Annotated in this window: 18 protein-coding genes, 1 tRNA gene and 6 pseudogenes; 12 read left to right on the top strand and 13 right to left on the bottom strand. The window is 41.3% G+C overall.

All coding sequences use genetic code 11. The features are described 5' to 3' along the window. Positions 1-15 precede the first annotated feature (15 nt). Complete coding sequence (locus PREDE_RS12820) at positions 16-657, bottom strand: hypothetical protein (RefSeq protein WP_005845951.1); 642 nt, start codon at positions 655-657, stop codon at positions 16-18. Between the two features lie 299 nt (positions 658-956). Further along, positions 957-3707, bottom strand: coding sequence for an endonuclease MutS2 (locus PREDE_RS12815; protein ID WP_005845949.1), 2751 nt, complete (start codon positions 3705-3707; stop codon positions 957-959). 432 nt (positions 3708-4139) lie between these two features. Between PREDE_RS12815 and PREDE_RS12810 the strand changes: the two genes are divergently transcribed. Further along, a tRNA-Ser gene (locus PREDE_RS12810) sits at positions 4140-4224 on the top strand. A 145-nt stretch (positions 4225-4369) separates the two neighbouring features. Beyond that, positions 4370-4819: pseudogene (locus tag PREDE_RS12805) on the top strand (master DNA invertase Mpi family serine-type recombinase); the annotation flags it as partial. Between the two features lie 2 nt (positions 4820-4821). Here PREDE_RS12805 and PREDE_RS14330 read toward each other — a convergent pair. After that, a pseudogene (locus tag PREDE_RS14330) lies at positions 4822-5022 on the bottom strand (master DNA invertase Mpi family serine-type recombinase); the annotation flags it as partial. Here PREDE_RS14330 and PREDE_RS12800 point away from each other — a divergent pair. Further along, positions 4984-5355 (top strand): annotated as a pseudogene (locus PREDE_RS12800) (hypothetical protein); the annotation flags it as partial. The pseudogenes PREDE_RS14330 and PREDE_RS12800 overlap by 39 nt on opposite strands. Positions 5356-5460: 105 nt before the next feature. On the opposite strand, the pseudogene PREDE_RS12795 reads toward PREDE_RS12800, so the two are convergent. Both PREDE_RS12795 and PREDE_RS12790 read right to left on the bottom strand, forming a co-directional pair. Continuing rightward, positions 5461-6894 (bottom strand): annotated as a pseudogene (locus PREDE_RS12795) (DEAD/DEAH box helicase family protein); the annotation flags it as partial. A gap of 91 nt (positions 6895-6985) precedes the next feature. Next, on the bottom strand, positions 6986-7189 hold the full coding sequence (locus tag PREDE_RS12790; protein WP_005845940.1) for a helix-turn-helix domain-containing protein: 204 nt from the start codon (positions 7187-7189) through the stop codon (positions 6986-6988). A 356-nt stretch (positions 7190-7545) separates the two neighbouring features. On the opposite strand from PREDE_RS12790, the gene PREDE_RS12785 reads away from it, so the two are divergent. From PREDE_RS12785 to PREDE_RS12760, 6 genes are all read left to right on the top strand, one after another. After that, entirely contained in the window at positions 7546-7854 is a 309-nt protein-coding gene (locus tag PREDE_RS12785) for a DUF3853 family protein (RefSeq protein ID WP_005845939.1), read from the top strand. Beyond that, positions 7851-8903 carry an AAA family ATPase gene (locus tag PREDE_RS12780; protein ID WP_005845938.1) on the top strand — a complete coding sequence of 351 codons (1053 nt, stop codon included), beginning with the start codon at positions 7851-7853 and terminating at the stop codon, positions 8901-8903. Before PREDE_RS12785 ends, PREDE_RS12780 begins: the two co-directional genes overlap by 4 nt. 182 nt (positions 8904-9085) lie before the next feature. Then, positions 9086-9976 (top strand): CHC2 zinc finger domain-containing protein, encoded by an 891-nt coding sequence (locus PREDE_RS12775; RefSeq protein WP_005845937.1) that lies wholly within the window; start codon positions 9086-9088, stop codon positions 9974-9976. Between the two features lie 102 nt (positions 9977-10078). Continuing rightward, complete coding sequence (locus PREDE_RS12770; RefSeq protein ID WP_015310569.1) at positions 10079-10426, top strand: plasmid mobilization protein; 348 nt, start codon at positions 10079-10081, stop codon at positions 10424-10426. After that, positions 10423-11349: a relaxase/mobilization nuclease domain-containing protein gene (locus PREDE_RS12765; protein WP_005845935.1), complete on the top strand. Its 927-nt coding sequence runs from the start codon at positions 10423-10425 to the stop codon at positions 11347-11349. The genes PREDE_RS12770 and PREDE_RS12765 overlap by 4 nt, the downstream gene beginning before the upstream one ends. Before the next feature lie 21 nt (positions 11350-11370). After that, positions 11371-12030, top strand: coding sequence for a hypothetical protein (locus PREDE_RS12760; protein WP_005845934.1), 660 nt, complete (start codon positions 11371-11373; stop codon positions 12028-12030). 154 nt (positions 12031-12184) lie between these two features. Here PREDE_RS12760 and PREDE_RS12755 read toward each other — a convergent pair whose 3' ends face one another. Further along, positions 12185-13468: a PDDEXK nuclease domain-containing protein gene (locus tag PREDE_RS12755; protein WP_005845933.1), complete on the bottom strand. Its 1284-nt coding sequence runs from the start codon at positions 13466-13468 to the stop codon at positions 12185-12187. Between the two features lie 12 nt (positions 13469-13480). Continuing rightward, complete coding sequence (locus PREDE_RS12750) at positions 13481-14770, bottom strand: site-specific integrase (protein WP_005845931.1); 1290 nt, start codon at positions 14768-14770, stop codon at positions 13481-13483. Between the two features lie 571 nt (positions 14771-15341). Between PREDE_RS12750 and PREDE_RS12745 the strand changes: the two are divergent. Together PREDE_RS12745 and PREDE_RS13975 are read left to right on the top strand one after the other, a co-directional pair. Next, positions 15342-16428 (top strand): annotated as a pseudogene (locus PREDE_RS12745) (site-specific integrase). 525 nt (positions 16429-16953) lie between these two features. Then, positions 16954-17184 (top strand): hypothetical protein, encoded by a 231-nt coding sequence (locus PREDE_RS13975; RefSeq protein WP_154648467.1) that lies wholly within the window; start codon positions 16954-16956, stop codon positions 17182-17184. Here the strand turns inward: PREDE_RS13975 and PREDE_RS14325 are convergent. The 3 genes and pseudogenes from PREDE_RS14325 to PREDE_RS12730 all read right to left on the bottom strand — a co-directional run bounded on the left by PREDE_RS14325 (position 17163) and on the right by PREDE_RS12730 (position 21568). Continuing rightward, positions 17163-20783, bottom strand: coding sequence for a YobI family P-loop NTPase (locus PREDE_RS14325; protein ID WP_015310566.1), 3621 nt, complete (start codon positions 20781-20783; stop codon positions 17163-17165). The genes PREDE_RS13975 and PREDE_RS14325 overlap by 22 nt on opposite strands. A 112-nt stretch (positions 20784-20895) precedes the next feature. Continuing rightward, positions 20896-21105 (bottom strand): annotated as a pseudogene (locus PREDE_RS14320) (glycoside hydrolase family protein); the annotation flags it as partial. 34 nt (positions 21106-21139) lie between these two features. Beyond that, positions 21140-21568, bottom strand: coding sequence for a DUF3408 domain-containing protein (locus tag PREDE_RS12730; protein WP_005845915.1), 429 nt, complete (start codon positions 21566-21568; stop codon positions 21140-21142). 708 nt (positions 21569-22276) lie between these two features. Between PREDE_RS12730 and mobA the strand changes: the two genes are divergently transcribed. Further along, entirely contained in the window at positions 22277-22693 is a 417-nt protein-coding gene (gene mobA, locus PREDE_RS12725) for a conjugal transfer protein MobA (protein ID WP_005845910.1), read from the top strand. Between the two features lie 86 nt (positions 22694-22779). On the opposite strand, the gene PREDE_RS12720 is transcribed toward mobA, so the two are convergent. The 3 genes from PREDE_RS12720 to PREDE_RS12705 form a co-directional block, all read right to left on the bottom strand. Next, a complete protein-coding gene (locus PREDE_RS12720) occupies positions 22780-23106 on the bottom strand; it encodes an RteC domain-containing protein (RefSeq protein WP_044127453.1) in 327 nt (108 codons plus the stop codon). Positions 23107-23421: 315 nt separating this feature from the next. Then, complete coding sequence (locus PREDE_RS12715) at positions 23422-24120, bottom strand: LytR/AlgR family response regulator transcription factor (RefSeq protein ID WP_174264901.1); 699 nt, start codon at positions 24118-24120, stop codon at positions 23422-23424. A gap of 1243 nt (positions 24121-25363) precedes the next feature. Further along, positions 25364-25804: a hypothetical protein gene (locus PREDE_RS12705; protein WP_005847909.1), complete on the bottom strand. Its 441-nt coding sequence runs from the start codon at positions 25802-25804 to the stop codon at positions 25364-25366.

Below are 25804 nucleotides of genomic sequence, written 5' to 3'. Positions count from 1 at the left end.
CCCGCCCGGACACCGTTATTTGGGTTCGCCCGGCCAGTAGGTGACGACACCGTTGCGCGTCAGCTCGAACCACGGCTCTTCGTCGCGCAGCGAAATGTCATCGTACTCAAAAGGCATCACCACCGTGTCTTCGTAATCGGGAAAGACGAGCCCCATCTTGCCGGACTTCTCGGCAATGACGGGCATGGTGAGCAAATCGTCCACGTAGACATAGGGCGTGCGCAGGAAATCATAGGATGCCGACAGCAGCACACGCCCCTCATGGTCCTTGATGCCATACTTGCCGTTCTCCTCGAACACCTCGTGCAGCCGGATGTATTTCTCTTTCATGCGGGGCACATAAAAGGCCATGGTGTTCTCGTCGTGCATCACTTCGCTGAAATAACTGTAGGAGTCGCAGAAGTTGGCCATGGCCCGCGCAACAAGCATGCGCCAGTCCAAATCCTTCACCACCTTGCGATTGAGGTCGATATATCGGGCCAGAACCTCTTCGCGCTCGGGGATGGTGAGCTGGCGCAAACGGGCCTCGAACTTCTCCAGCATGGCCAACGAGCCATGCATGGCCTTGATATAGCGATGAACCTGGCGGCCCATCTCGTCACAAAAGAACTTGTCTATCTGGCGCACTTCGATCTCGTCTCTGAATATTCCTTCCATAGTCGTTTCTTCTCTTTGCCCTGAACAGGCCATTAGTGACTTTTAATCTTTATAGGGCCAAATTTACAAAGTTTCGCCGATACAGCCAAACATAACGGGGAAATAGTGATGCGCGAACCATCCAATTCCAAATTTTGAATGATGAAAGATAAATTTTGAATTGAAGAGGTACCGCCAAAGCAACCCCCGCGCAGCCAATTTTGAATTTTGAATTATGAATTTTGAATTGAAGAGGTACCGCCAAAGCAACCCCCGCGCAGCCAATTTTGAATTTTGAATTATGAATTTTGGATTGAAGATTACCCTAAGTCCACCACCGTAATGCCAGCTCCACCAAACTGCACATGCTCGTCGCGGAAATGGCTCACGCTGGGTTCGGAGGAAAGATATTGGCGAATGAGCTGGCGCAGGATGCCGTTGCCCTTGCCATGGAGAATGCGCACGCGCGGCATGCCCATGAGGATTGCATCGTCGACAAAATACTGCACAGCCTGCAGGGCTTCGTCGCCACGCATGCCGCGAACGTCGAGATCCTGCCTGAAATTCTTGCGGTGGTCGTCGATAGTGTCCTGAGTGACATGGGAAATATTGTAGCTTTGGAGTCCGGCCTTGATTTCGTCCATTTTGGTCTTGGGCGCGTCAGTCTCTGCGGTCGCCGCTGCTGCGCCCACCACCTCGATGCGGCTGAGCGGCAATTTGGTGCGCATGTCGCCGATGACGACCGTAGCCATTTTGCCGTCCAAGGATTCGATGCGCCCGGTGGACCCGAGGCCTTTGATACGAACCTCATCGCCCGGGGACAGGGTCTTGCGTGCGGCATCCGGGGAACCCGGCCTCAAAGCCGCCCCGCGCAGGACATCAGCAGCCCGCTGTTCATCGGCCTTGCGGTTCTTCTTGCGCTCCTCGTGACGCTGACGACGAGCTTGGATCTGCGCGATTTTCTTTTGGAACTCTTCATCGGAGAGTACACCGCCCTGCCGTTTGCCCGTCATTTTCCAATCACCAGCCTCTACTTCCTGCTTGAAAGCGTCGAGCCCGGCACGTATCTTGCGCGTCTCTTCTTTCTCGGCCTGCTGCTCGCGAATCTCGCGGATAGCATTCTCTATACGGCGGTTAGCCTCGCGCAGCAGGTCTTTGGCCTCCTGACGTGCCTGGTTCAGAATGTCGCGACGCTGACGGTCCACGTCGGTAATGTCAGATTCATACCGGTCGATGCGCCGCTGAAGTTCCTTTTCCTGCTGATGCACCGTCTGGCGTTTCTGTTCCCAATAACGCTTGTCGCGCACGATGTCCTGCAGGTATTTGTCGCTCTGGATGTAGTCGGAGCCCACCATGTCGCTGGCCTCGCGAATCACTTCTTCGGGCAGTCCTATCTTGCGCGCAATCTCGATGGCGAACGAGCTGCCCGGCCGGCCGATGTCCAATTGGAAAAGAGGCCGCATCTCATGGCGGTCGTAGAGCATGGCACCATTGGCCACTCCGTCGTGGCTGTCGGCGAAATGTTTCAGGTTCTGGTAGTGGGTGGTGATGACGGCCCAGGCGCCGCGGCGGCAAAACTGCCCCAGAACGCTCTCGGCAATGGCACCGCCAATCTGGGGTTCGGTGCCGGTGCCGAACTCATCGATAAGGATCAGCGTCTTGTCGGAAGCCTGGCGCATCATGTTCTTCATATTCAAGAGATGGGAGGAATAGGTCGAAAGGTCGTTTTCCAGACTCTGCTCATCGCCAATATCCATCATGATGTCGGCAAAAACACCGCACCGGCTGCGACTGCCCACGGGAATGGAGAGCCCGCACTGCAGCATATATTGCAGCAGCCCCACCGTCTTGAGACACACAGACTTGCCGCCCGCATTCGGGCCGGAAATGATTAGAATGTGCTTCTCGGCCGTGAGCATGATGTCGAGTGGCACAATGCCCTGGCCCGCTTTGAGATGAGCCTCGAGCAATGGATGCCGAGCCTGAATCAGGTCTACATAAGGGCGGGCAGCGGGATGGGGCTCATAACCATCCATGGCTTTGGCCAGGCTGGACTTGGCCTGGATGAGGTCTATTTGGGCCAGGAAGTGATAAGAGTCGAGTATCTCGCGCACGTGCGGACGGATGCGGGCGGCCATCTTCGTGAGGATACGGATAATCTCGTGACGCTCCTCGCTTTCCAGCTCACGTATTTTGTTGTTGGCTTCGACCACTTCGGTAGGTTCAATGAACACAGTACGCCCCGTAGCACTCTCGTCGTGGACGATTCCCGAAATCTTGCGTTTCAGTGCCGGAGCCACCGGAATAACGAGACGGCCGTCGCGCATGGTGGGGGCCACGTCTTTGTCGACCACCCCGTCAGTCTGCGCTGCTCGAAGGATGCCGTTCAGAATGCGGGAGATGGAACTTTCCGTGCGAGCCAGCTCACGCCGGATATTGAGCAGTTCCGGCGAGGCATTGTCGCGGATATGCCCGAATTTGTCCAGAATCTGGTCTATCTGCTGAATGAGCACAGGAAACGTAGCTATACCATCAGCCAAATCGTGCAGAACAGGATAAGCCCATCGCTTGAGTGCAAACGCATCGGCAGTTACAGTCACCATGTCATCCTCTTCGGCGCCGATTGCAACATTTTCGTGCTGTGCTTCATCATCATAGCCTCTCTGGAGCATCTCTCCACTCACGTTTTCATGCCGTGTATCATGTTCCGCATGCCGCTGCTGTTCCATGGGTTCGCCACGATAGAGAAACTTCACGAGATCCTCAATGGTTTTCAACGAACGTCGCAAATCGAAAAGTTCTTGCTCCTCCATCCACGTGCCCTCCAGACGTACACGCCTCACGCTCTCGCGTACATCAAAAAAATAGGTGAGGGGGAACTCCTCGCCCTCCTCCCCTATCCGGCGCATCTCTCGGATTTCTTCCATCCAAGTGCTCACCTGTTCTGCATCTGCCGAGAAAGCCATCTCGTCCACCAAGCTCTTGCCCAGTGTAGACAGACACGCACTCTTCAGCCTTGCCCTGATTTCATCAAAGCCTATTTTGTTTTCAAAGTTGCTGGGATATATCATCTATCTCGATTCTTCTATTATACGTTGCCTATTACATATCACTTTGTTATACGTCACCATATCGCACGTCACCCTATCATGTGCCACACCATCACACACCGTCATTATACATCACCCTGCTATTCACCTACTCATTTCATAGAACTTCACGCCCGTCTGATGGTGCGTCACCCTATCCCATTTGCAGCATTACCGCCCTTGCATCGTATCACTACCGCCCTTGCACTATGTCACTACCACCCTTACATATTATTAATATATACCGTATTGTATTTAATTGCAAAAGTACCTCTTTTTCAAAGCACCATCAAATCCAATACCATTAATAAACGTTAACCCACATAAAAATCTTCTCCCTACTCCCATCAAATCCCAATTAAATTATCTACCTTTGCACCCACTTTCGAGAAGTGTCATTCGCTACATCGAGAAGGAGAGATGGTAGAGTGGTCGATTACAACGGTCTTGAAAACCGTCGTACCGAGAGGTACCGGGGGTTCGAATCCCTCTCTCTCCGCAAACAAGGGTGTAAATCAACGGGTTATGCGATTTACACCCTTTATTACACCCGAATTTTCCATTACCTAAGAAAACTTATAGCATTTCCTTTATTACAATATCCGTTTGTTTTTGTGAAAGTAATAATTATCACATATACAATTATGATTTACGGATATATCAGAGTTAGCAGCGATAAGCAAACAGTAGAGAATCAACGCTTCGAGATTAGCAACTTTTGTAAACATCAAAATCTTTCAATTGACGATTGGATAGAGGAAACTATCAGTGGTACAAAGAACTATAGCAAACGGGAACTCGGCAGATTACTCAAAAAGGTAGGAAAGGACGATATTATTATTTGTAGCGAGCTATCACGTCTTGGCAGGAATCTCTTTATGATTATGGAAATACTGAACATCTGCATGACTAAGGAATGCAGAGTCTGGACTATCAAAGACAACTATCGCCTTGGGGATGATATTCAGAGCAAAGTTCTCGCTTTTGCATTCGGACTATCGGCAGAGATTGAGCGTAACCTTATCAGCCAACGCACAAAAGAAGCGTTGGCGAGAAAGAAAGCTGAGGGTATTGTACTTGGTCGTCCTAAAGGTCATTAGTTTTCTACCAATCTTTTGAGTCTAATAAACCGTGCAAGGGTATTCCTATCAACCTTGCAAATCTTCGCTATTTTTCGAAGGGATGTACCATTCTTCAACAACTCTGATATGAGAACTTCCTTACCAGAAAGTTTGTATTTGTCGGGGGAGCTTTTGCGACCGATTTTGTGCAGCAACAGAACTCCGTTTGCGACTTTGGCTCGTCTGACAGTTGGGTGGTTCTTTCACCTATTGAACAAAGCATCAAAAAGAAAATAGAAGCTGTTGGTACGCCATTGAGAGATTGGAATATAAACATCTATCGTGGTGTGCTGACAGGTTGCAATGAGGCCTTTATTATCAATACCGAAAAGCGTGATGAGATATTGGCAAATTGCCAAACTGATGACGAGCGGACAAGAACGGCTGAACTTATTCGTCCAAATAAGCGCAGTTACGGAGATTATATGGTGTATCTCCTTTATCCGAACGAACAGATATTTTATCCCAATATTGGTCTAAATGTGCCTTTACAGCAGGATAGTCATTGATATTAATACGTAGGAGTTTGCCCTTTATGCCATTGTGAGTATTGATTAGGAATAATTCATTGTCAACATATCCATATCTCTTTATATCCCTGCCTCGCAGAATAGGTCTCTTACCTTCTCTGCTAATCGTTTAAAATCCTCAATACTTGTATTGTTATTTTTTCGTAGTCTCTTGAATTCTTTTATCAATGGAGAAAAGAATGCAGTAAGGTTGCTAACTCCATCAATGGTACAATGACGAGGGTCTTGGAAAAGTAATATCTCCGTATAGATATCAGCCGGAGAATTGTTCATAGGAGTTGCGGAAATTAGCATGACCTTCTTTTTGTAGCCAGAAATATTACCTGTTTCTAAGCGTGGCATCTTGCAAATTTCTTGAAGTTGCTCAAAAGCTGATGTGGTATGACTACGGAATTTATGAGCCTCATCTACAAGTATGAGATCATATTCTTCTGCATTCCAATAATTATAATCCTCTTCATCAAGAACCTTGCTTAAGCTACCGTTTGTAATGAACTTGGCGTATTTGTCTATACCAAAATCTTTGAAAGTAGACTTCCAGTTCTGTTCTACTGCAGGAGGGTATACTACAAGAATCTTGGTGTGCTCATAACCATTCTCTATAAGGAATTTCTTTGCAATCATGGTTGCAACAATGGTCTTACCCAAGCCAACCACATCCGAGAGAAAGAATCCATCGTAGCGAATAAGCTTTTGATAGCCTTCTATGACGGCATCCATCTGATAATCATATTTCGTATAGCCCTCTGGCATATCAAAGGGATCAGTACTGTCGGTCTCAAGTACACGGTCAGCATAATACTCCATTAGTATCTTAATGTAAAGATCATAAGGAGGAACATCGCCTTTAAGATAGGTCCTGTCAATGGCTGCTTTTATATCTTCAGAAGTTATTTCACAACCTTCAGCTTCGTTCCATAACTGCTCGAATTCATCTTTTGCAAATTTCACATCATCATATCGGTCCAACTTTACATTGAACTCATATTGCTTGTCCTGTGTTATTCCTAATCCATTCCCTGATAAATTACTTGAGCCTGTAATGGCCATACTTTGAGAGTACTGATTAAAATTATCGGGATATAGCACATATATCTTTGCATGAATCTTTTTGGAAGGATGAGCGCGTAATTCAAGTTTTTTGTCAAGAAGGTCTTGTACCATTAGATACATTCCATCTTCTATATCCTTACGATAGTTGGAAGTTTCTATGTCAGTTCTTATCTTTCTGAGATACTCTTCTTTAACCTCTTCTTCTGCTCCAAAAAATAGTTTTCCTTGCTGTGCCGCTTTAGCGATATATTTGTCTACATCTATGCCTATCAGTACTCTCACCTTTCCAATATTATCAAGGAAAGGGCGTAAGGAGAAGTAGCCAGATGCACGAAGAAAGCCTACAACAGCATCAAGGTTTCTGATTTGAGGGTTATGCTGCAATACCCCCTCAAACTCTTTTATTAATGTATTTCCATCCTTATTGGTAAAGATGTGGGAATTAGGCTGCTGAATTGTATTCATATATTCTTATTCGTATATAGATTATTCATGTTTACTTCTATAGTTTTAGAAATTGCACTGAGAATATCTATATTGTTGTTTTCATAAACTCCTATTTCACTAATTCTTTGGGGGACACGCCGAGCAGGTCTGCTACCTTGAAGATGGTAGCAAGATTAGGCTGCTTGCGGTTACAAACGTAGGCGTTGGTGATGCTGAAACTCATACCCAACTCTTTGGCGAGCCATGTTTGGGTGATACCTCGCTTCTTCAAATGTTCCTTAATGAGGTTGCTATGTTCTTTCTTCTGTCCCATTAGATGATTGTATATCTCAATATTAGTTACAAAGATATGAACTTATAATGAATAAAACGAAGAAAAATAGAGCTTTAATGCAATTCAAATGATTTTTTCTTGTGTGAAGACCCAAAAGTAATTTATTAAGTAGTTAATGATGATTGGAAATGAATATGCCTTTGTCCGAAACCATCCACTTTTTGAGTATGTATTGAGCGTTTTTGATAGTTGTTGATTTCCTTACATTTTCCTATACTTCCCGCTATATCCCAGCCTCTTGGAATAACATCAAAAGCCCTCTACTTTTGTACTGTCAGAGCTGACTGAATGCCCTATGCGCAAGGGCGAGTTATTCATTTCAAAACAATTGAATTATGACGATAAATGAATTACGAGACAAGCCTGTTTGGCAGATGACTGGTGAAGAATTGCTTTTCCTTGCACAACACGGTAATATATCCACGAGCAGGGAATTAACAAAGGCTTCTTCCTCCAAAGAAGAAAAACGATATGTGTATGGATTGGCTGGTATAGCATGTCTTTTCGGATGCAGCTTGCCCACAGCCAACCGTATCAAACAGAGTGGCAAAATCAATCGTGCCATTACACAAATCGGTCGTAAGATTATTGTTGATGCAGACCTTGCACTCGAACTGGCAGGACGAAAGACAGGAGGACGATGATGAATACAACTGATTATGAAAACATTTGGCGAAAGTCGCTCATTCATGTAACGGACGAGTTCTCGCTTCCGCCCGTTGTGCTGCAAGCAGGCGAAGCCATCATCGGCACGTTGGGCAATTTCAGTGTATCGACAGGCAAGGCGAAAGCTAAGAAGACTTTCAATGTGAGTGCTATCGTTGCAGCAGCCCTTGTCAATGGGCAAGTTCTGGAGTATCGGGCGTCATTTCCCGAGAGCAAGCGCACTATCCTCTACTTTGACACTGAGCAAAGCCCTTATCATTGCCAACTCGTGATGCAACGCATTCTGCGATTGGCAGGATTGCCGACTGATAGAGAGCCAGAACATTTGAAGTTTAGCCATCTCAGAGCCATTGCCGATCCCAACGAGCGTAGAGAAATCATCCGTTACGCCATTTACAATACTCCTAACGTGGGCTTGGTAGTCATTGATGGCATTCGTGATTTGATGCTCGACATCAACAATTCAACGGAGGCAACCAAGTTAGTGGGCGACCTAATGCAATGGACGAGCGAGCAAAACATCCACATACAGACCGTGCTTCACCTCAATAAGGGCGACGACAACGCACGGGGACATATTGGGACGGAACTCAACAACAAGGCAGAAACAGTTCTTCAAATCACGAGGGATAACACTATGCCTGAACGCAGTATTGTTGTGCCCTCCATCATCCGCTCCAAACCCTTTGAAAAATTTGCCTTTCGGCTCAAGGAAGTTGAAGACGATATTTGCATACCCCAAATAGATCTCTCATATTCGGACAATGAGCGAAAATCACATCGCTTCTCCTATCAAGAGTTAAGCGATAACGAACATCGAAAGGCGTTGGAATCAGTTTTCTCTACAAGCGAAATTTTGCCATATAGTAAACTTATCGTAGCTCTTAAAGAGGCTTATGCAGAAGTTGTGGGACAATCCTACGGACAAACAAAGCTCAAGGAGCTTTTGCAATTCTTGCTCAACAAAGGCATAGTGGTTAAGGAGGAACGAGGAAAATATCGGCTCAACCATAATTCTCTACAATAAAACCTTTGGTCGGTTGGACACAGGCTATATATACCTGAACTAATTCGACCAAGGAGAAACAAACTTGGTCGGACGTAAAGGGGTGCCTATAGTGTACGACTGTCCGACTAATCCTAAAACCTTCAGCCTCCAAAAGAAAAAGGCTGAGAGTTATTCATTTCAAACATCAATACAAAATTACAATGGAAATACAAAATATAAAGCAAATCTCTATCACAGATTATTTGCAGCAACAGGGTTATTCACCTGCACGAGTACAAGGAATTCATTTTTGGTACTGCTCCCCACTTCGTAACGAAAATACTCCATCATTCAAAGTAAATACAGAGCGCAACCAATGGTATGACTTCGGGACAGGAGAACATGGCGACATCATCGACCTTGTGTGTGCCTTACAGCATTGCACCATTAGCAAAGCCATCGAACTTTTGGGAGATATAAAACAAGTAGCGCATAGAGATTTTTCTTTTGGCGGTGAAAGAAAAACCTCTAAGCACAAATTAGAAATCATATCTGTGCAATCACTTACCAATCCTTATTTGTTACGTTACATCGCAGAGCGAGGAATATCTCTCAGCATCGCTAATAGATTATGTTCTGAAATTCGATACAATAATACCAATCGAACATACTATGCCATTGGATTTTCAAACGATGCTGGCGGATGGGAAATTCGTAGTCCTTATTTCAAAGGCTGCATTGCTCCAAAAGCGATTACAACTATTAGTAAAGGCACAGACGTTTTACAAATCTTTGAAGGGTTTATGGATTTCCTTTCGTGGCAAACGCTAAATCTTTCTTCAACCTGCGACACCATAGTTCTTAATTCTCTGGCTCTTTTGCCACGCATTCAAGAGAAGATAAAAGGCTACAAGCAAGTTGAGAGTTTTCTAGACAATGATGAAGCAGGACGAAAATTGTTTGAATTTTTGAAACAGTTTTACCCATCTGTCATAGATGGATCTGTTCGCTATCAAACTCACAAAGATCTCAACGAATGGCTTGTTTCTCAATCCAAAGTGCAAGAAAGTCAACCTTCGTTACCGACCACGAAGCGTGGTATCAGAAGATAGTGTTTATCAGGGAAGCAAGTTTGTGTTTTGAGTATCTCAAAACCTACTTGCTCCCACCATTGGGAGGTAAAAATCCCGTTGGTCTCATCAAAAAATAAAAATATGGAACAGAAGAATAAAGGTGGGCGACCCACCAAGACATTATCAGAGAAGCGGAAATATCAAGTGCTTCTTCGGCTTAATACGATGGAGTACTATACTTTGTTGGGCAAAGCGAGAGAAGCCTCCATCACTCGTACCGAGTTTCTGCGTCGGCTCATTGCAAAAGCAGAAGTTAAGGCACACATCAAACCCGAAGAGATGCAACTCATTCGCACGGTGTCAGGCATGGCAAACAATCTTAATCAGATTACCCATCGACTCAATGCTTTCGGAATCTCTGCACTCAATGAAGATTTGAATGCTCTGAAACAACTTATTCACGAACTTATGAAACGCTTGAAACCATGATTGCAAAAATTATCAAAGGAACAAACTTCAGTGGAGTTGTCAATTATATGCTTAGCAAACGTGAAGATGAAGCCAAGGTTTTACAAGCCATAGGTGTACGCAGTTCTTTGCCAAATGACATTGCACACGACTTCAACTTGCAAGCCTCTATGCGTCCAAGTGTACAGAAGCCTGTTTGTCATACGATACTCTCATTCTCGGCACATGATACCGAGCGATTGACAGATGATGTGATGGTCAAGATTGCCAATGAATATATAGAGAAAATGGGCTACGGAGATACGCAGAGCCTTATCGTAAGGCACAGCGATCGCCAACATCCGCATCTTCACATTTGTATCAACCGCATTGGTAATAAAGGCAAGACCATCAGCGACCGCAATGAGAAGTATCGTTCAACGAAGATTTGCCGAGAACTGACAGAGCGTTATGGCTTGACTATAGGCGAAGGAAAGCAAGAAGTAAACCGTCCACGCTTGCGAGGAGGAGACAAGCTGCGTTACGAGATATTTGATGCTATCAAGGCGATATTGCCTCAATCACAGAATTGGAAAGACTTTGTCGCAGGTTTAGAACAACAGGATATTACCACTCGTTTCAAGACGAAAGGTAATACCAATGTTGTGCAGGGAATCATCTTTGAAAAGGATGGTTGCAGCTTCAGTGGCTCAAAGATAGACCGCTCGTGTTCTTTCTCTCGCCTTAATGCGGAGATAGAGCGAAATTCCCAACGGCAAGAGCAAAATCATCTACAAAAAGAGCCTATGACACATTCTGTCGATGAAAACAGTTTTACTTCAGACTTTTCCGAAGCAATCAGCGAAGTGTTCACTATGCCAATGCCAAGTAGTGGCGTGGATGTAGATGAACTCCGCTTTCAAAAGAAGCTTCGCAATCGAGCCAACCGCAAACGTAGAATCTAATCATCACAAAATTATATCCGTATGAATGACGAAACAACACCAGTTCTCGATATGCTCGAAGAACTCAAGCAAGAATGCAAAGCCATCAGCAAGGCACAAGCAGAACTACGCACGGCTCTTGTTGAACAGCCCATAAACTCAAAAGCAGAGCATACCGCAGCGCAAGAAGCCGTACAAATTCATCTCTCCCAAGAGACCCAAGCCAAAATCAAGGAGCATCAACTTTTTGTTTTGGCGGCACTCTCTGAGTCGAGCAAGAAACTCGACCCAAAGTTTGAAGCCTTGCAGCAACTCATCAAAGAGCAGCAAAAGCCCGTAGAATATAAGAACTACTCGCTCTTTGCAAGTGTGCATTTAGCCGAGCGCATGTTACTCTTGTTAGTCTGTGGACTGGTCATGATAAGTTGCTGGTTCTTCAGTATGGGAGCAAACCAACTGCAAACCGCCTTCGATTACGACCTCCGTTATCGCTATCTGCGAATGCAAGGCAAAGCTACCAAAAAAGATTTTGACTACCTTGACAGCATTTTTATCATGCATCGTAATCCCAAAGCCATCCAGCAAATGCAGCAGAAGGTTATTGATTATGAACAAGCCCTGCAACGGCAAGCAGAGTTGTTGTTGCAACAAGAACGTATCAAACAGGAACAAAGAAAACTTAAGAGGCAGTTGAGAAAATAGCAAACACTCCAAGAAATTGTTTAGTATAGTTTCTTGGAGTGTCTTCGTTTAGTAGTTGGTTTTTATGCTTGTAGGTAAACTAATAGTTTACTACTGAGTAAAAAATAAAACCTTTAATCCTCTTTTTGATTAATTGCTGACGAATATAGATATTTCATCTTTCGCTATCTTGCTCTACTATCTTCGACAACTCTTCCTCAACTTCTTCCACCGTAGGCAGAGCCGACTTCAAATCATCAGGTATAGCCTTTGTCAGTTGATAATCACTGACACCAATAGGCTGATCATAGCCAGAAAGAGCATATTGTGCCACCACTTTATCTCCACCATTGCAGAGGAGCAAGCCGATGGTCTTGTTGTCGTGTTCGCCACGAAGGGTATCGTCCACAACATTGATATAGAAGTTCAGTTGCCCCATATATTCTGGTTTAAAAGGTGTAGCTTTTAGTTCGATAACCACGTATGCATGCAGTTGGATGTTATAGAGGATGAGGTCGGCATAGAAATCAGAATCGCCTACTTCAAAATGCTTCTGCTGTGCCACAAATGCAAAGCCACTGCCCATTTCCAAAAGATATTTGGTGATATGAGATACCAATTGTTGTTCAAGGTCTCGTTCTGCCATTTTATCTGTTTGCCCCATCAAATCAAAGATATAAGGGTCTTTCATCAGATAGTTGGCAAGGTCGCTTTGCGGTTTGGGCAATCGTGCCGAGAAGTTACTCACTTTCTTTGCCGTGACCTGTCGAGCGAAAAGATTGGTCTCTATCTGCACCTGCAGAACATTGCGACTCCATCCATTAGCAACTGCTTGCGAAATGTACCAATAGCACTCGCCCAATGGAAGCTTACTATTAAGCAGAATTACATGGCTCGCCCAGTTGGTGCGAACTATGGCAGAATGCTTGAAGATTTCCTCTATCTGACTGATGTCGCAGTGATAGATTGCTGACAATGTTTCAGTAACTTCTTCTAATTGTGCAACAGGCTGTTGCGTAATTGTATTCGATTGATTTTCTGTGGCTTGAATTAGTGCAACAGGTTGTTGCACAATTTGATTGAGTTCGTTTGTCAGACTTAAAACCTTCTCTACAGTAGGAGTTGTGAGTAAGCTATCTATCCTGTCCATCTCTTTCAGCACTTCCAACGGATAAGCACTGGCAAACTGGCACATATAGAAGATATTTCTGCGAGAATACCCTTTCTTATCTGGATATTTTGAGCGTATCGCCTTGGATAGGTTGTCAATCACTTTGCTTCCCCAACCTTCTTTCTTTTGGAGATAGAGAATAAAATGTCCCACTTTCCAATAGTGGAAAAGCATGTCTGCGTTTGCAGAGGCTATTAAGCGTACTTGTGTATGCTCAAGATCAGTACCGATGGCTCGTACAACGGGATCTAAATCTTGGTGCTCTGTTTTATTTATTTCTTGGCTCATATCGTTTTAGCGTTATAACTGATTGAATTTACTCATGGCATTCGCTTTGATGTTGTCTGCAATGTCTATGTATGGCTTCATAGCCTTGTAATCACTATGCCCTGTCCATTTCATCACAACTTGCGGAGGAATTCCCAATGCAAGGGCATTACAGATGAATGTTCTACGACCAGCATGTGTGCCGAGTAGGGCATACTTTGGGGTAACCTCATCAATGCGCTCATTACCTCTGTAATAAGTTTGGCGTACTGGTTCATCGATACCTGCCAATTCTGCCAGTTCTTTGAGATAATCATTCATTTTCTGATTGGTAATGACAGGCAACACCTTATCATCTTCAAATGCCACGTCCTTGTATTTGTCAAGTATCGCTTTGCTGTGGTTGTTCAGTTCGATAATCAAACTATCAGAAGTCTTGACAGTTGTAACCTCTATGTGGTCGCCCTTTATATCACTTCTGCGAAGATTGAACACGTCGGAATAACGCAAACCTGTGAAGCATTGAAATAGAAAAACATCACGCACTCGGTCTAAGGCTTGCTTGGTAGTAGGTATTTCGAACTCTCTGAGTTTGTTCAGTTCCTCCCATGTGAGGAAAATGATTTTCTTCTGTGTACTTTTAAGTTTGGGCTTATAGCTGTCATAGGCATTGTTCTGATGCACACCTTTCTTGAATGCCCAGCGTAAAAACCATTTCAAGAAACTAAGTTGCTTGCCTATGGTAGAATTACGCATTTCCTTTACATCACGGAGATAAGTAACATAATTATTCAGCCCCCTCTCATCAAAGAAATCAAATGTAAGTTCATCTCGAAAGTTCATCAGATGATTTTTCACCGCAGCAAACTTCTCGTAGGTGGAATCCGTCCAATCATTTTGCCGTCCACAATCTCGCACAAATTCATCAAACACTTTGTAAAAAGTGTTAGGCATTGATTTTCTCGGTTTAACTTCTTCCTCAATAGGTTTGTGCAGCGCATTGAATGCCTCTTTTATTTGTTCCTGTGTGGGTATTATTTCTTCCACTTCAAACTTCTTGAAGATGTCCTGTATTTCTGTATAGTAGCCCAAGAGTGAAGCATTGATTTCAGAAGCCGATTGTTTCAGTTTGTTGCTACAACCATTCTTTACACGTTGCTTATCTGCATCCCACTTGGCAGCATCGATGCGATAGCCTGTCGTGAACTCAATCCGCTTGGAAGCGAAATTGACACGCATACGGATAGGCACATTCTCAACAATGAGAACACCGTCCTTCTTCCTACTTTCCAACGTGAAGATAATGTTTCGTTTGATGTTCATGCTTTTGGGTGTATAGATTTCTGCACCCAAAATTACACCCAAATTTTGATATTACCAAAGATTTTCCATGAAATCTTATTTTATTAACATTCTGTATAAATCTCTATTATACAATAGATTGAACGTATATGATACTATTTGAAGGTTCAAGAGAAAGAGCCTCTCTCTCCGCTTTAGGTACTCTGAACAGACCAACAGAGAAATCCTAACAAAAACGTAAGTATCATAGCTACAAGTAGTTATGATACTTTTCTTTTATATACATTCTTCTTCTCAGAGTACGTACAGAGGGGGTAAATACTCCCTAAATACTCTACAATGGCTACAATCTGGCTACACTTTTTGAATCAAAATAAAAATTGTAGCCAAGAGTTCGTACAGAGTACGCATAGAGTACACGCAAATTGCTGTTATTCAAATAAATATGTCGAACTTTGCAGCGTGGTTACAGAAGTTTATCTCGCTAATAATTCAATCTTTTGGCTACAATTCTATTAGAAGCTGGCTACAATTATTGAATTTTGGCTACAACTTTCCTTTCCATGGCTACAATTAAACAACAGCAGCGCAAATGAAAACCATTTTCAGAGCAGTCTTCTATTTAAGAAGCAACTATGTTAACAAGGAGGGTAAAACACCCGTGATGTTGAGAATCTATCTCAACAACGAACGACTTTCCATTGGCTCAACAGGTATTGCCGTTCAGCAGTCGCAATGGGATAGTGAAAAAGAACGGCTGAAAGGAAGGACTACAGAGGCTCTTTCTACTAATCTCGAGTTGGATAACATCCAAAGCGGATTGCAGACTATCTTCAAAAAGTTGGAAATGACAGATGCCATTTCTTTGGAACGTATCAAGTCGGAGTATCTCGGCAAGAAAGAAGAGGTAGAAACGATGATGACACTCTTCGATAAACACAACAAAGATATTGCTAAGCAAGTGAGCATATCTGTAAGTGCTGCCACTTTTCAGAAATATAATGTCTGCAAACGACACTTCGCGACTTTCTTGCAGGATAAGTACAAACGTTCGGATATTCGCTTATCTGAGCTAACCTATATTATCATACACGACTTTAATATTTATCTTCGCACAGTAGTTGGTCAGAACCCAAATACAGCCACCAAGACAATGAAGACTTTCAAGACAATTACGATTTTAGGAAGAAAAATGGGCGTCATCCATCATGATCCTTTTCTTAATTATCGTTTTCACCTTGAGCCAGTCAATCGTGGTTTCTTGACGGATGAGGAAATTTTGAAAATAGCCAATAAAAAATCTGGGCATACAGCGTTTGGAATTAGTTCGTGATTTATTCGTATTCTCGTGCTTCACAGGTTTGGCATACATTGATGTGGCCAACCTTACTCCTGAAAACATTGTTACCCTTGATGACAAACAATGGATAATGACAAAACGACAAAAGACGAGTGTTGCAACAAATGTTCTTTTATTGGATATTCCGAAGAATATCATTGAAAAGTATAGTGGCAAGACCTATCGTGATGGTAAACTCTTCCCAATGCTAACTAATCAGCGAACCAATTCATATCTGAAGGAAATTGCAGATATTTGTGGAATTAAAAAGGACCTAACCTTTCATACGGCAAAGCATAGAGAAATTCGTAAATATCAAATAACCAATAGATTAGTTTGATTATCAATAAGGGATGGTAACGATAAGGAAACCAGTGAGCTTCTACACTCTTCCTCATTTTGCCATTTCAAAGAACCACTTTGTCAGTTGCAAAGATAAGAGTATATCGTGAGAAAAAAGAATTTTCTCTGAGTTATTTTCGTAAAGCCGTCCGTTGGGGCGGCTTTTTGTTTTCCGTGTATTTTATTCTTATGATAAAATGCTGTCTCCGAAGACTGCGTTTTCTGTTTTCGCCCTGTTTCTCTGTCTGCACATCCTCCACTTATGCCCATATATCATGTCGGGATCGGTTGTTCATTGTCAGCGGCAAAGGTAGTTCAGGGCTTCTACGGACAAAAAGGTCGGGGCGGCAAGCCGTTTAGACGACAATCTCCACACTTCCATTTCATTGCAGGTAGTATTCTCGCCGTAAAACCTTGTTTGTCCTAACCCCTACCTTTTTACGCCACTGAAACGAAAACGGCCGACCCGACGGAAAGACACATAAAAAATGTCGGATATGCGAGAAGCAGGGAAAAAGAAAAGTTGAAACTCAAACTCCCTCACCTCTGGAATCCGCATAAAATCAAAAATAATCATTCAAGAAGAACAGATGGAGTAACGCTGGCGGCAAATTTGCCAACTGCTCCTTTTCTTTCTTATGCATTGGGCGGACAAAGCCCCCCCAATGAAAAGCACCTCGTTACTTTTGACAGTGAGTTGAGACAACTCAAAAGTAACAAAAAGCCAATGGTTTATTTCGTTTTCTTAGTATAGATGCGTATTATATCTTTTTCTGGCGTAAAAGATGATATATAATTTATCTTGTCAAGTATTTCAACTAATTGCATTGAATAATCTTTCTTCGGTATCGCTGGGTTCTTCCCTCTTTTTGCTATCACACAATAAGGTTCGGGAAGAGTTTTGAGGAAAGTATCTATCTCTTCTTCCGTTATATCATCCTTTTTAAGGATTGTCTGATTTATAACATGGATTTTTTCTTCAATCTGTTTGGAGTTAGCCAATATTTCACATAACACAGCATAATCCAAATCTACACCTTCTTGTTGTAATACTATGACAATCTGTTCTGCTAAATCTTGATTATCCTCAAGATGATTTTCTTGTACACATGGAATCAGCAAGCTTTTCTCTTTTATTGTTAGACCTGTTGAACTAAATAATATTGATACTAATTCCTTTGAGTAACTAATATCCGATGGGGTCTTTAGATATTCAGACTTTTGGCTTAACAAATACTGTGCAAAAAATTTATCTCCAAAAGGTAATAACTGCTTTGTGTTAAATTCATTGTATTTAAGCATTGAATTTCGCAATAATAACTCCATTTTATCATGGGGTAATTTAGATAAATCCGTTCCTCCAAATCTCCACCTTTTGAATACTGGTAAGATTTCTCTAAATACATTTATTGGAAGAGAGTCAGTGGCAATAAGACAATGAAGCAATTCTTTTTCTATTTCTTTAGAAGAGAAAGGAAGATTAATTAAATTACCAATGAAGTTTTCTATAAATCGCATTAATTCCTCTGTAACGCTGTTACCCTTTAATAAATAATATTCATAGATTTCATTCCAAGTTGGAGCAATAAGAAATTGTTTGACAGCAAACTCCTTGTTCTTTTCATCTTCTATTTCGCTCAGACTTATAGAATTTGATTGATTTCTCAAATAAGACTTCTTTGTTTCCTCGTCTATTGATTCATTTTCAATCAGCCCAATAATAGACTCTGGAGATTCTTCTTTTGAAGCTGGTTCTGAAAATATGTTCTTAAGACAAACTGTAATATGATTGATTGCATTTTTAATAAATGTGTCATTGTTTGTTTCGTATACCAATGTAAGATTCAAAGAGGGGGTTGGTATCTCTTTCTTTAAAAGATAGTTTGCTATGAGCAAAATATTTTTCTGGTTGAATTCATACGAATTGGTTTTAACAATAGTATCAAGAAGTTCTTCTGATTCTTTGTTTAACTCGACAAATTGATATTTATGTACATTTACGAGATTCTGAAGATATTCTCTTCCAACCTTTGGCAACAAAGAAGAAAAATAAGGATAATTTGCAGCAATCCATTTTTGGCTATTTGCTGTTGATTTATCTATCTCTGCATACCTTATCCAAATTTCAAGTAAAATAGACTGATATTCACCAGTATAGCCAATAAAAACTTCCCAAAAGTTTGTCTTCTGTGAAAACAAATATGAGAATACACCATCGGCATCGTCTTTGAAAGTATTATAGTATTGCGCCAAGAAATCCCATGACTTATTTCTCATAATGGTCTTGACAACTTGTCGCATTTTCTGGTCGTATTTTCCCGAATTACTTAGATAATGTAAAATCCATATGTTTAATATCGCTTTTGTTTTATATGCATAATCAGGAATCTCTGCAACACAATTCTCAACATTGTCGAGGTGTGTATCAAAAGAAACTTTTCTATTCAGCTTAACTCCTAAAACGAAATTCCAGTCATTTTGCGAAATCATATTTTCATAAAAATATGAAATGTAGTCATAGAAATTCTCATCAATATAACCTCTCAACAAGAAAAGTTCTATCATAGGTTCTAATTTCAGCACACTATATTCACGACATTCCTGAAGATTAACTTTTTGCATGAGTTCAGAACATTTTAAGGAGTTTAATTCTGAAAGTTCAAATTCTAATTCAGAGAAACTTCTTAGTGATTGCCCTATGTTTGTTTGAAGAGTTTTCAATCTTTGCTGATAAGTAAATGAACTATCTATAGCTTTTTCTATTGTCGAAAAATTAATATTTGTAGAAGTTGTCGTTTTACTATCATAGTAATAGTAATATTCATAAGATATTGTCTCCTGCTTTATGAAATTAACGAACAAAGTCTCGTTTTCGGCTATCTCATTTGGAGTGTACCAAGTCCCATCGACCTGAAAACGGATAGGTTTTTCACTTAAATTCCTTCTGTACTCCGTAATATATATCTGTCTGAGTTCTTTTTCTTTCAAATGTTGATTTTGAAGGATTGCTTCATTGTCCTGTCTTGCTTGTTCTATTTTTTTCTTGATGTCCTTATTTATTAGTTCTATAAAAAGTGGCTTTAACCGTAAACATTTATATATTTTACCTTCACAGCGATGCAATTCTGCAAATGTACGAGGATAGTAATTCTTGAAAATAATCATTGCAAGTAAATTCTGAGGCAGTAAATCTTTCGAGAGCCTTTCTCTATATTGTTGATATTCATTAGCAATATTCTTAAGCAAACGCATATCATTAATAAAGAATCCCATTTCTTTTAAATCAAAATCTGCAATATCTTTATATCCTTTTGCTTCCAATTCTCCTTTTAATTTGTCTTTCGAATTAGAAGGGTTTATGGTCGGAATGACAGTAGTGATATAATCAAAAAATTTAGACCGCTCAGAATCTAAAAACATATCATCTTTGATTGCATAAATAAAGACAATAGGTCTTTCAGCTTTTCGTTCAATGACTTTAGACTCATTTAATAGTAAATTCAGTTCACGAAGTTTTAAGAATATGTCAGATGTCTCAAACCTATCCAAATCCTCTATTATAACCACATTATAGTCTGTGACTTGAAAGAAGTACAATATTTCATCTAAATGTTCATTAAAAATAGATGCTTCTGATAGTTTTATTTCTCCATTCTTCAAATTCAATACATTTAACTTACTATTTCCAAGGGCTTGGATAAAGTATGATATAAGAAGGAATAAAGCACATACCATATACACGATGGCAATTGAATCTCCGATAATATTTAACCATTTACCGCTTAGTAAATTACAAATCCATTCAACATAAAAAACATGTGGCTCAAAGACAATAATAAAAGCCATAAGAAAAAGAATTGTTGCCAACGTAATTCTTCTCAGTGCCCATTTATCTATATGAAAAATACGTTTTATGCGTGAATTCGGAATAAGGCTTTGCTTTTCCCGATATATCAGTTGTTGTAAAATACTATATTCTATTAAACGATTAAGTCTTTCGTTATTCTTATCATTATCCTTATCAACATCTAAATTCTCTCTTTCCTGTTGATAAGCCTTTAAGGTTGCTAATGATAAATGAAGATATTTATATTGCGGATAATCTTTTCTTAGAGTTAAGATAACAGAACTTTTTCCAGAACCATAAGGCCCTGTTACCGCTATATTTTTGGCATCCATCTTGTCAAGGCGAACGGCGATGTCCTCAATTGTTTTATATGCCTTGTCTTTAGGCTCAATAGTTGTTGGGGTAAGAACGCTTTGAACATTATCCTTATGAGGAAGTTCTTTCTTTCTGCAAAAAAAAATCCGCAAGAAACACATAAATTTATCCAAAATTACTTGAAAGACCATGATGACGATATTTTATCTACAAAGTTACTCATTCATAACGAGAAAGGCGAATGAAACGGCAGGAAAACGCCCTTGCGGAGCATAAAAATGTCGCAAGAGGCGTATTGGATAATCAGGGTACATAAAACAGGGAAAACTCCACCTTTCGCCGTTTGATAAGTCCCTTGAGGACTTTGCCTTTGTATCGGCAGAAAGAGACAAATTCACGGTAGAAATCCCTGTCGCCCGACTCTATCTTCCGCAGCAATCGGCTCTTGGTATGTCTGCCATAACCGAGCAACCTGCCCGCACCAACATTGTAGGACAAGACGGCAAGCAAAAGAATAGTTCCATTTTAAACATCTGAAGACAGGGATTTACAACAGCTTTTTGAACTTCATCTCCGCCAATCTGTTGATTTCATCCTTGTAGGTCTCAAGATGATGAAGGATGATGTTCTCCACATAGATACCGATGGTCATATCCCTGTTTCTCATAGACATGATTATCTCCGCCAGCGTGTCTTGCAACTCTTTGGCAATATAGATGGTTTTACGATTTCTCAAAGTGTTGCGACAGATGAAAAGCGACTCATAATCGCCTTTGTCAGACTTTCGCCTTTCTCTTCTTGGAACTCTTGAAAAATCCTTTGACATTGGCTCGTCATTGGGACGTTCCGATTCAATACTCTGTTTTTCTGATTGAGAGCGTTTTATCTCACTCTCTTTTCTTTTCATGGGAATCCCCTGTGAAACAAGTTCCCGGATGGCAACGGGATCTACCTTACCGTTTTGATTCTCTTTCATACTTACTTAATTTTATTGTTATATAATTCACTGTCCGTTTCGTTGCCGGTATATTTACCGACGAAGGTGAATACATCCGCTATCGGAGATATGCCCAATGATCGGCTTGTACCGGTAGGGATACATCCTTTCGTGCATACCCTTTCTGTGGAGAAGTTCATTGGTGTCCATCAATACAATCGAACGATTGTATCTGCTTTCGCACATTCCCACGTTCGAGTGAAAGAATCAAGGAAATGTTCTTTGACATACCCCCTCGCCTATATCGCTCATCGGAACGTGATGTCATCGAAGACACATACCTCCACCGACATATTCAACGGTGCAAATATATGGCTCAGTAATGCTGTAATCAGCGTGATTTTCTTTAGTGCGTACTTGTGGCGTCGATTTGGATGGTTGTGGCTTCGTATGAAGTAAGGGATTTAGGCATAATGCTTAGTAACTTTGCAGTAAGCGATAAGTCGGTATCTCATGGCTTTGAAAACATACATTTCGAGAGAATAACATATCGTTCTTCGGAACGAATTTATTTGCGTCAGTGCAAATAGCAAGGTATGTTTTATGCAGCATGACTTCGTTTTTGCAGCATAAACCCCTTGCTCTCCAAGAGAGCTGAAAAAACTCCGAAGTCGTTTTTCTTGAAAGAGAAAATGTCATATTTCGAATGCTGGTTATGCCGTAAAATACTAAAATCCAAAGTAAGAAATGAAAATGAAGAAAATTCGGAGCGCACGCTCCAAAGAGAAGACAGAAAAGCGTGTCTCGGTCAATTTCACGCCGACAGAATACGCCCATTTCCTCACGATGAAAGAGGAAAGCGGTGTACCAAGTCTGTCATTATTCATCAAGGCAAGAATCTTTAATGAGACTTTTCGGGTGATAAAAGTGGATCGTTCGTTGCTTGACTATTATCAAAAGCTGACGACTTTGTATGGACAATTCCGCAGTGTGGGAGTCAATTACAACCAGACAGTAGTTGCAATGAAGAGCAACTTTACAGAGAAGAAAGCCTTTGCAATGCTCACAAAGTTGGAGAAACTGACGCTTGAACTGGCAATAATCGGAGGTGAAATCGTGCAATTGACTCGTGAATTCCAAGAGAAATGGCAACATCGGCAGTAACCATTTTACATTGTACTGTTCTTTATGGATGAAAAAATCAGGCTTCCATCTCGTTTGGGGAAGCCTGATTGATTATTTGCATGCAATTACCGTTTTTTGAATTTTCCACCTTTCAGGTCGCTCTCTACCATTCGTTTGTTCAGTTTCTCTCGGAGTTCGTCAAGGAAATATGTGCGACTGTCGTCCTTGCGATTTTTCATGTTCATATAGACGTTGTAGCAGTTCTTGATTTCTACCCCGAAGACTTCAGAAAGAGCGTCTGCCAGTTCCTCTACACCGATTTCACCATCGTTGATACAGTCACAGGTGTCGAGTGCGTAAAGCAATTCAACTAAATCTGTCGCCTTGCCTGTCCAACGGAGTTTCTCGGTTGGTTTGACGGGCAAAGCAGGAAGAAACCCCTGTATTCGCATATTCAACAGTTCCAGCTCAGTATCAATGACAGACAACAGTTCTGCCACATTTTTCCCCCGCCCTGTTCGAAGATGGTTTCTCTTGCAGAGATTGCAATCGGAAGCGAGTGTAACGGAGGATGCGGAATAGAGAAATGTTATTGTTCTCTTCCGTGTTCATTTTAATGACTTTTTTGATTAAATCATCAGTTGCATTCCGCTGTTCGGCAGTGGATGAATCATTCGAAGAAAGAACCCTGAATGAAAAAGTTTTGACTAATCTTTCCATACACATTTGATTTGAATTATTGATTGAGATAATAGCAAAGTCAACTGTTATTTCATGAGCCTTTTGTAGAAATCTTCTTTGTAAGTATTGCCGATACTGATTTCATATTTTCCGATGAATACGTCGTTGGTGTCGAACGATTCTATTTTCTCTAAATTCACAACATAGGATTTGTTGATGCGGAAGAAAACAGACGGAGGCAGAAGTTCGTGGATAGTGCGCAGGTACATCTTGGTAATGATGCGTCGATTTTCTGTTTGTATGATTACATAATCCTTTAAGCCTTCTATAAAGAGGATGTCGTCATATCTGATTTTGAAATATCTACGCTCTGATTTCACGAAGAAGAAATCCACATCTGCCTCCACACTTTCTTTCTCTGCATTGATGAGTAGGGTGTGATAGGCAGAAACCTTTTCCACTGCTTTACGGAAACGTTGTTCCTCTATAGGTTTGACGAGGTAATCGGTAGCGTTTACCTCATAGCTGTCCAATGCGTATTCGGAATAGGCTGTGGTAAAAACGACAAGTGTTTGTTGTGGGATTTTACGGGCAAAATCAAGCCCGTTTGTCCCAGGCATCTCGATATCAAGGAATATTAAATCCACAGGATTATCTTTTATGTATTCAGTCGCAGATTCTGCAGACTCAAAATTGCCGACAAGTTCCAGCATTGGACTCTTGCGTACCAATCTTTCCAATCCTTCTCGGGCGATAGGTTCATCATCGACGATGATACATTTTATAGGTTCACACATAAGCATACAGTATATTTATTTTCTTCTTCCGTAATGGATAAGGTATAAGACTTTCCGAATAGCAATTCCAGTCTCCGTTTGATGTTTTTCAATCCCAAACCTCCGTAATGATTCGATGTGCGAGAAGAGGTCTTGGTGTTTTCGCATCGGAAGTGCAGTTGGTTTCCGGATGTGGCAAACGTGATGTGTATGTTTGTCTTTCCTTTGACTTCCACACTATGCTTGACTGCGTTTTCTACAAAGGGAATAAACAGCAATGGATATATGGATATATCTTCCACCACACCTTCTGTCTTGATTTCGTAATAGAAGTTTCCGCGACGTGTACTTTCCAGTTCCAAATAGTCATGCAATACGGGCGTATGAAACGAAGAGTACAAAACGGGCAGAGGGGGAATGGGACGTAACGAGTTATATAATAAAGGGTTACGGGATTGTGGGGATAGATGGAAGTGTAAAACGAAGAGTACAAAAAGTTGAATTGGCTTTAATTTAGGTTTAATTTTTGAAGGGTTGCGTTTAGGATTCGTTTAATTGAGGTTTAAGCGAGGTTTAATAAGGATTTAATTGGAAATGCTGAAAGGCGGTCAGAAGGGATGAAATGAAGCCATCTGGCCGCCTTTGTTGTACTTTGCGGATATGTGGCCGTATTTGGCTGTAAAGGCCGTAGAATAAGCCAATAAGGGACTCTTGCCGTGTAGAAAATAGACCCGAAAGGGACTCAAGCGGATAAGAGGGAAGCCAGAGCGTCGGAGATAGGGAATGGAGGTGTTTAGAAGTTGGACGAAAGTGTTTAGAGCCGTTGCCACACAGTCACGGTTCGAGCCTTTTTTCGTACCGATCCAAAGCCCTGTATTTTCGTACAATTCGTTCTAAAAGTGGTGTTGGGGGGACAGTTGGGGGGACAGTTGGGGGGACTTTTTAAGCGAGAATCCCCCCCCTTTAATGGAAAAAATGAGGGTGAAAAGTGGCGTTTTTGACGAGAATCTACCCCTTTAATGTCCGAAAAAGGCGAGAATCAGAGGGGATAATAAAATATGCAAAGTGTTAAACAATAGGGATTTAAGTCGGTTTCTTGGCTAAAAAAAGACGAAAAAAAATAAAAGATATTTTGTATTAAATAGGATAGATACATAGAAAAAACAGACAAAACATAATTCAGTGGCATTTGTCCTCCCATAGTATCTCCATGATGTGTATGTCTATATATACCTAATACAAATGCCCTCTTCTATTCTTCTTTTTTATTGATAGCGTCTTCTATCTCTTCATTTAACGATTGAATAGCTATAAAATTAACTACAAAGTAAATTATCGAGAATATAAGTAATACAATTTGGATCCAATCAATATTTATCAAATAGGAATTTAACGGGATGTTCCTGTACTGAAATACAGACGAGTAAACATAAAATAAAGATACCAATGCAAAGCAAGCAATAAACCTGTTCCTTACATCTTTCATTTTCTTTCGCAGTGAGAGTCTTATTTTCTGATTTTCAATTCCACTTGTATTTGAAATAACAGTTAGGCTCATACCTATAGAGAACATTATTCCTGATATGGTAAATAATGTCTCCAAAGTACTATCCTTGATTTCAATATTAGGGAAAATAAAGGATAATACAATGCCAAGAAATAGGCTAATAGGTATGCCAATCTTAAATCTCAT

Origin of the sequence: Prevotella dentalis DSM 3688 (assembly GCF_000242335.1) — a bacterium.
Lineage (GTDB): Bacteria > Bacteroidota > Bacteroidia > Bacteroidales > Bacteroidaceae > Prevotella > Prevotella seregens.
The sequence above is the reverse complement of the archived record's forward strand: the minus strand, read 5'-3'. Positions and strand labels throughout refer to the sequence as shown.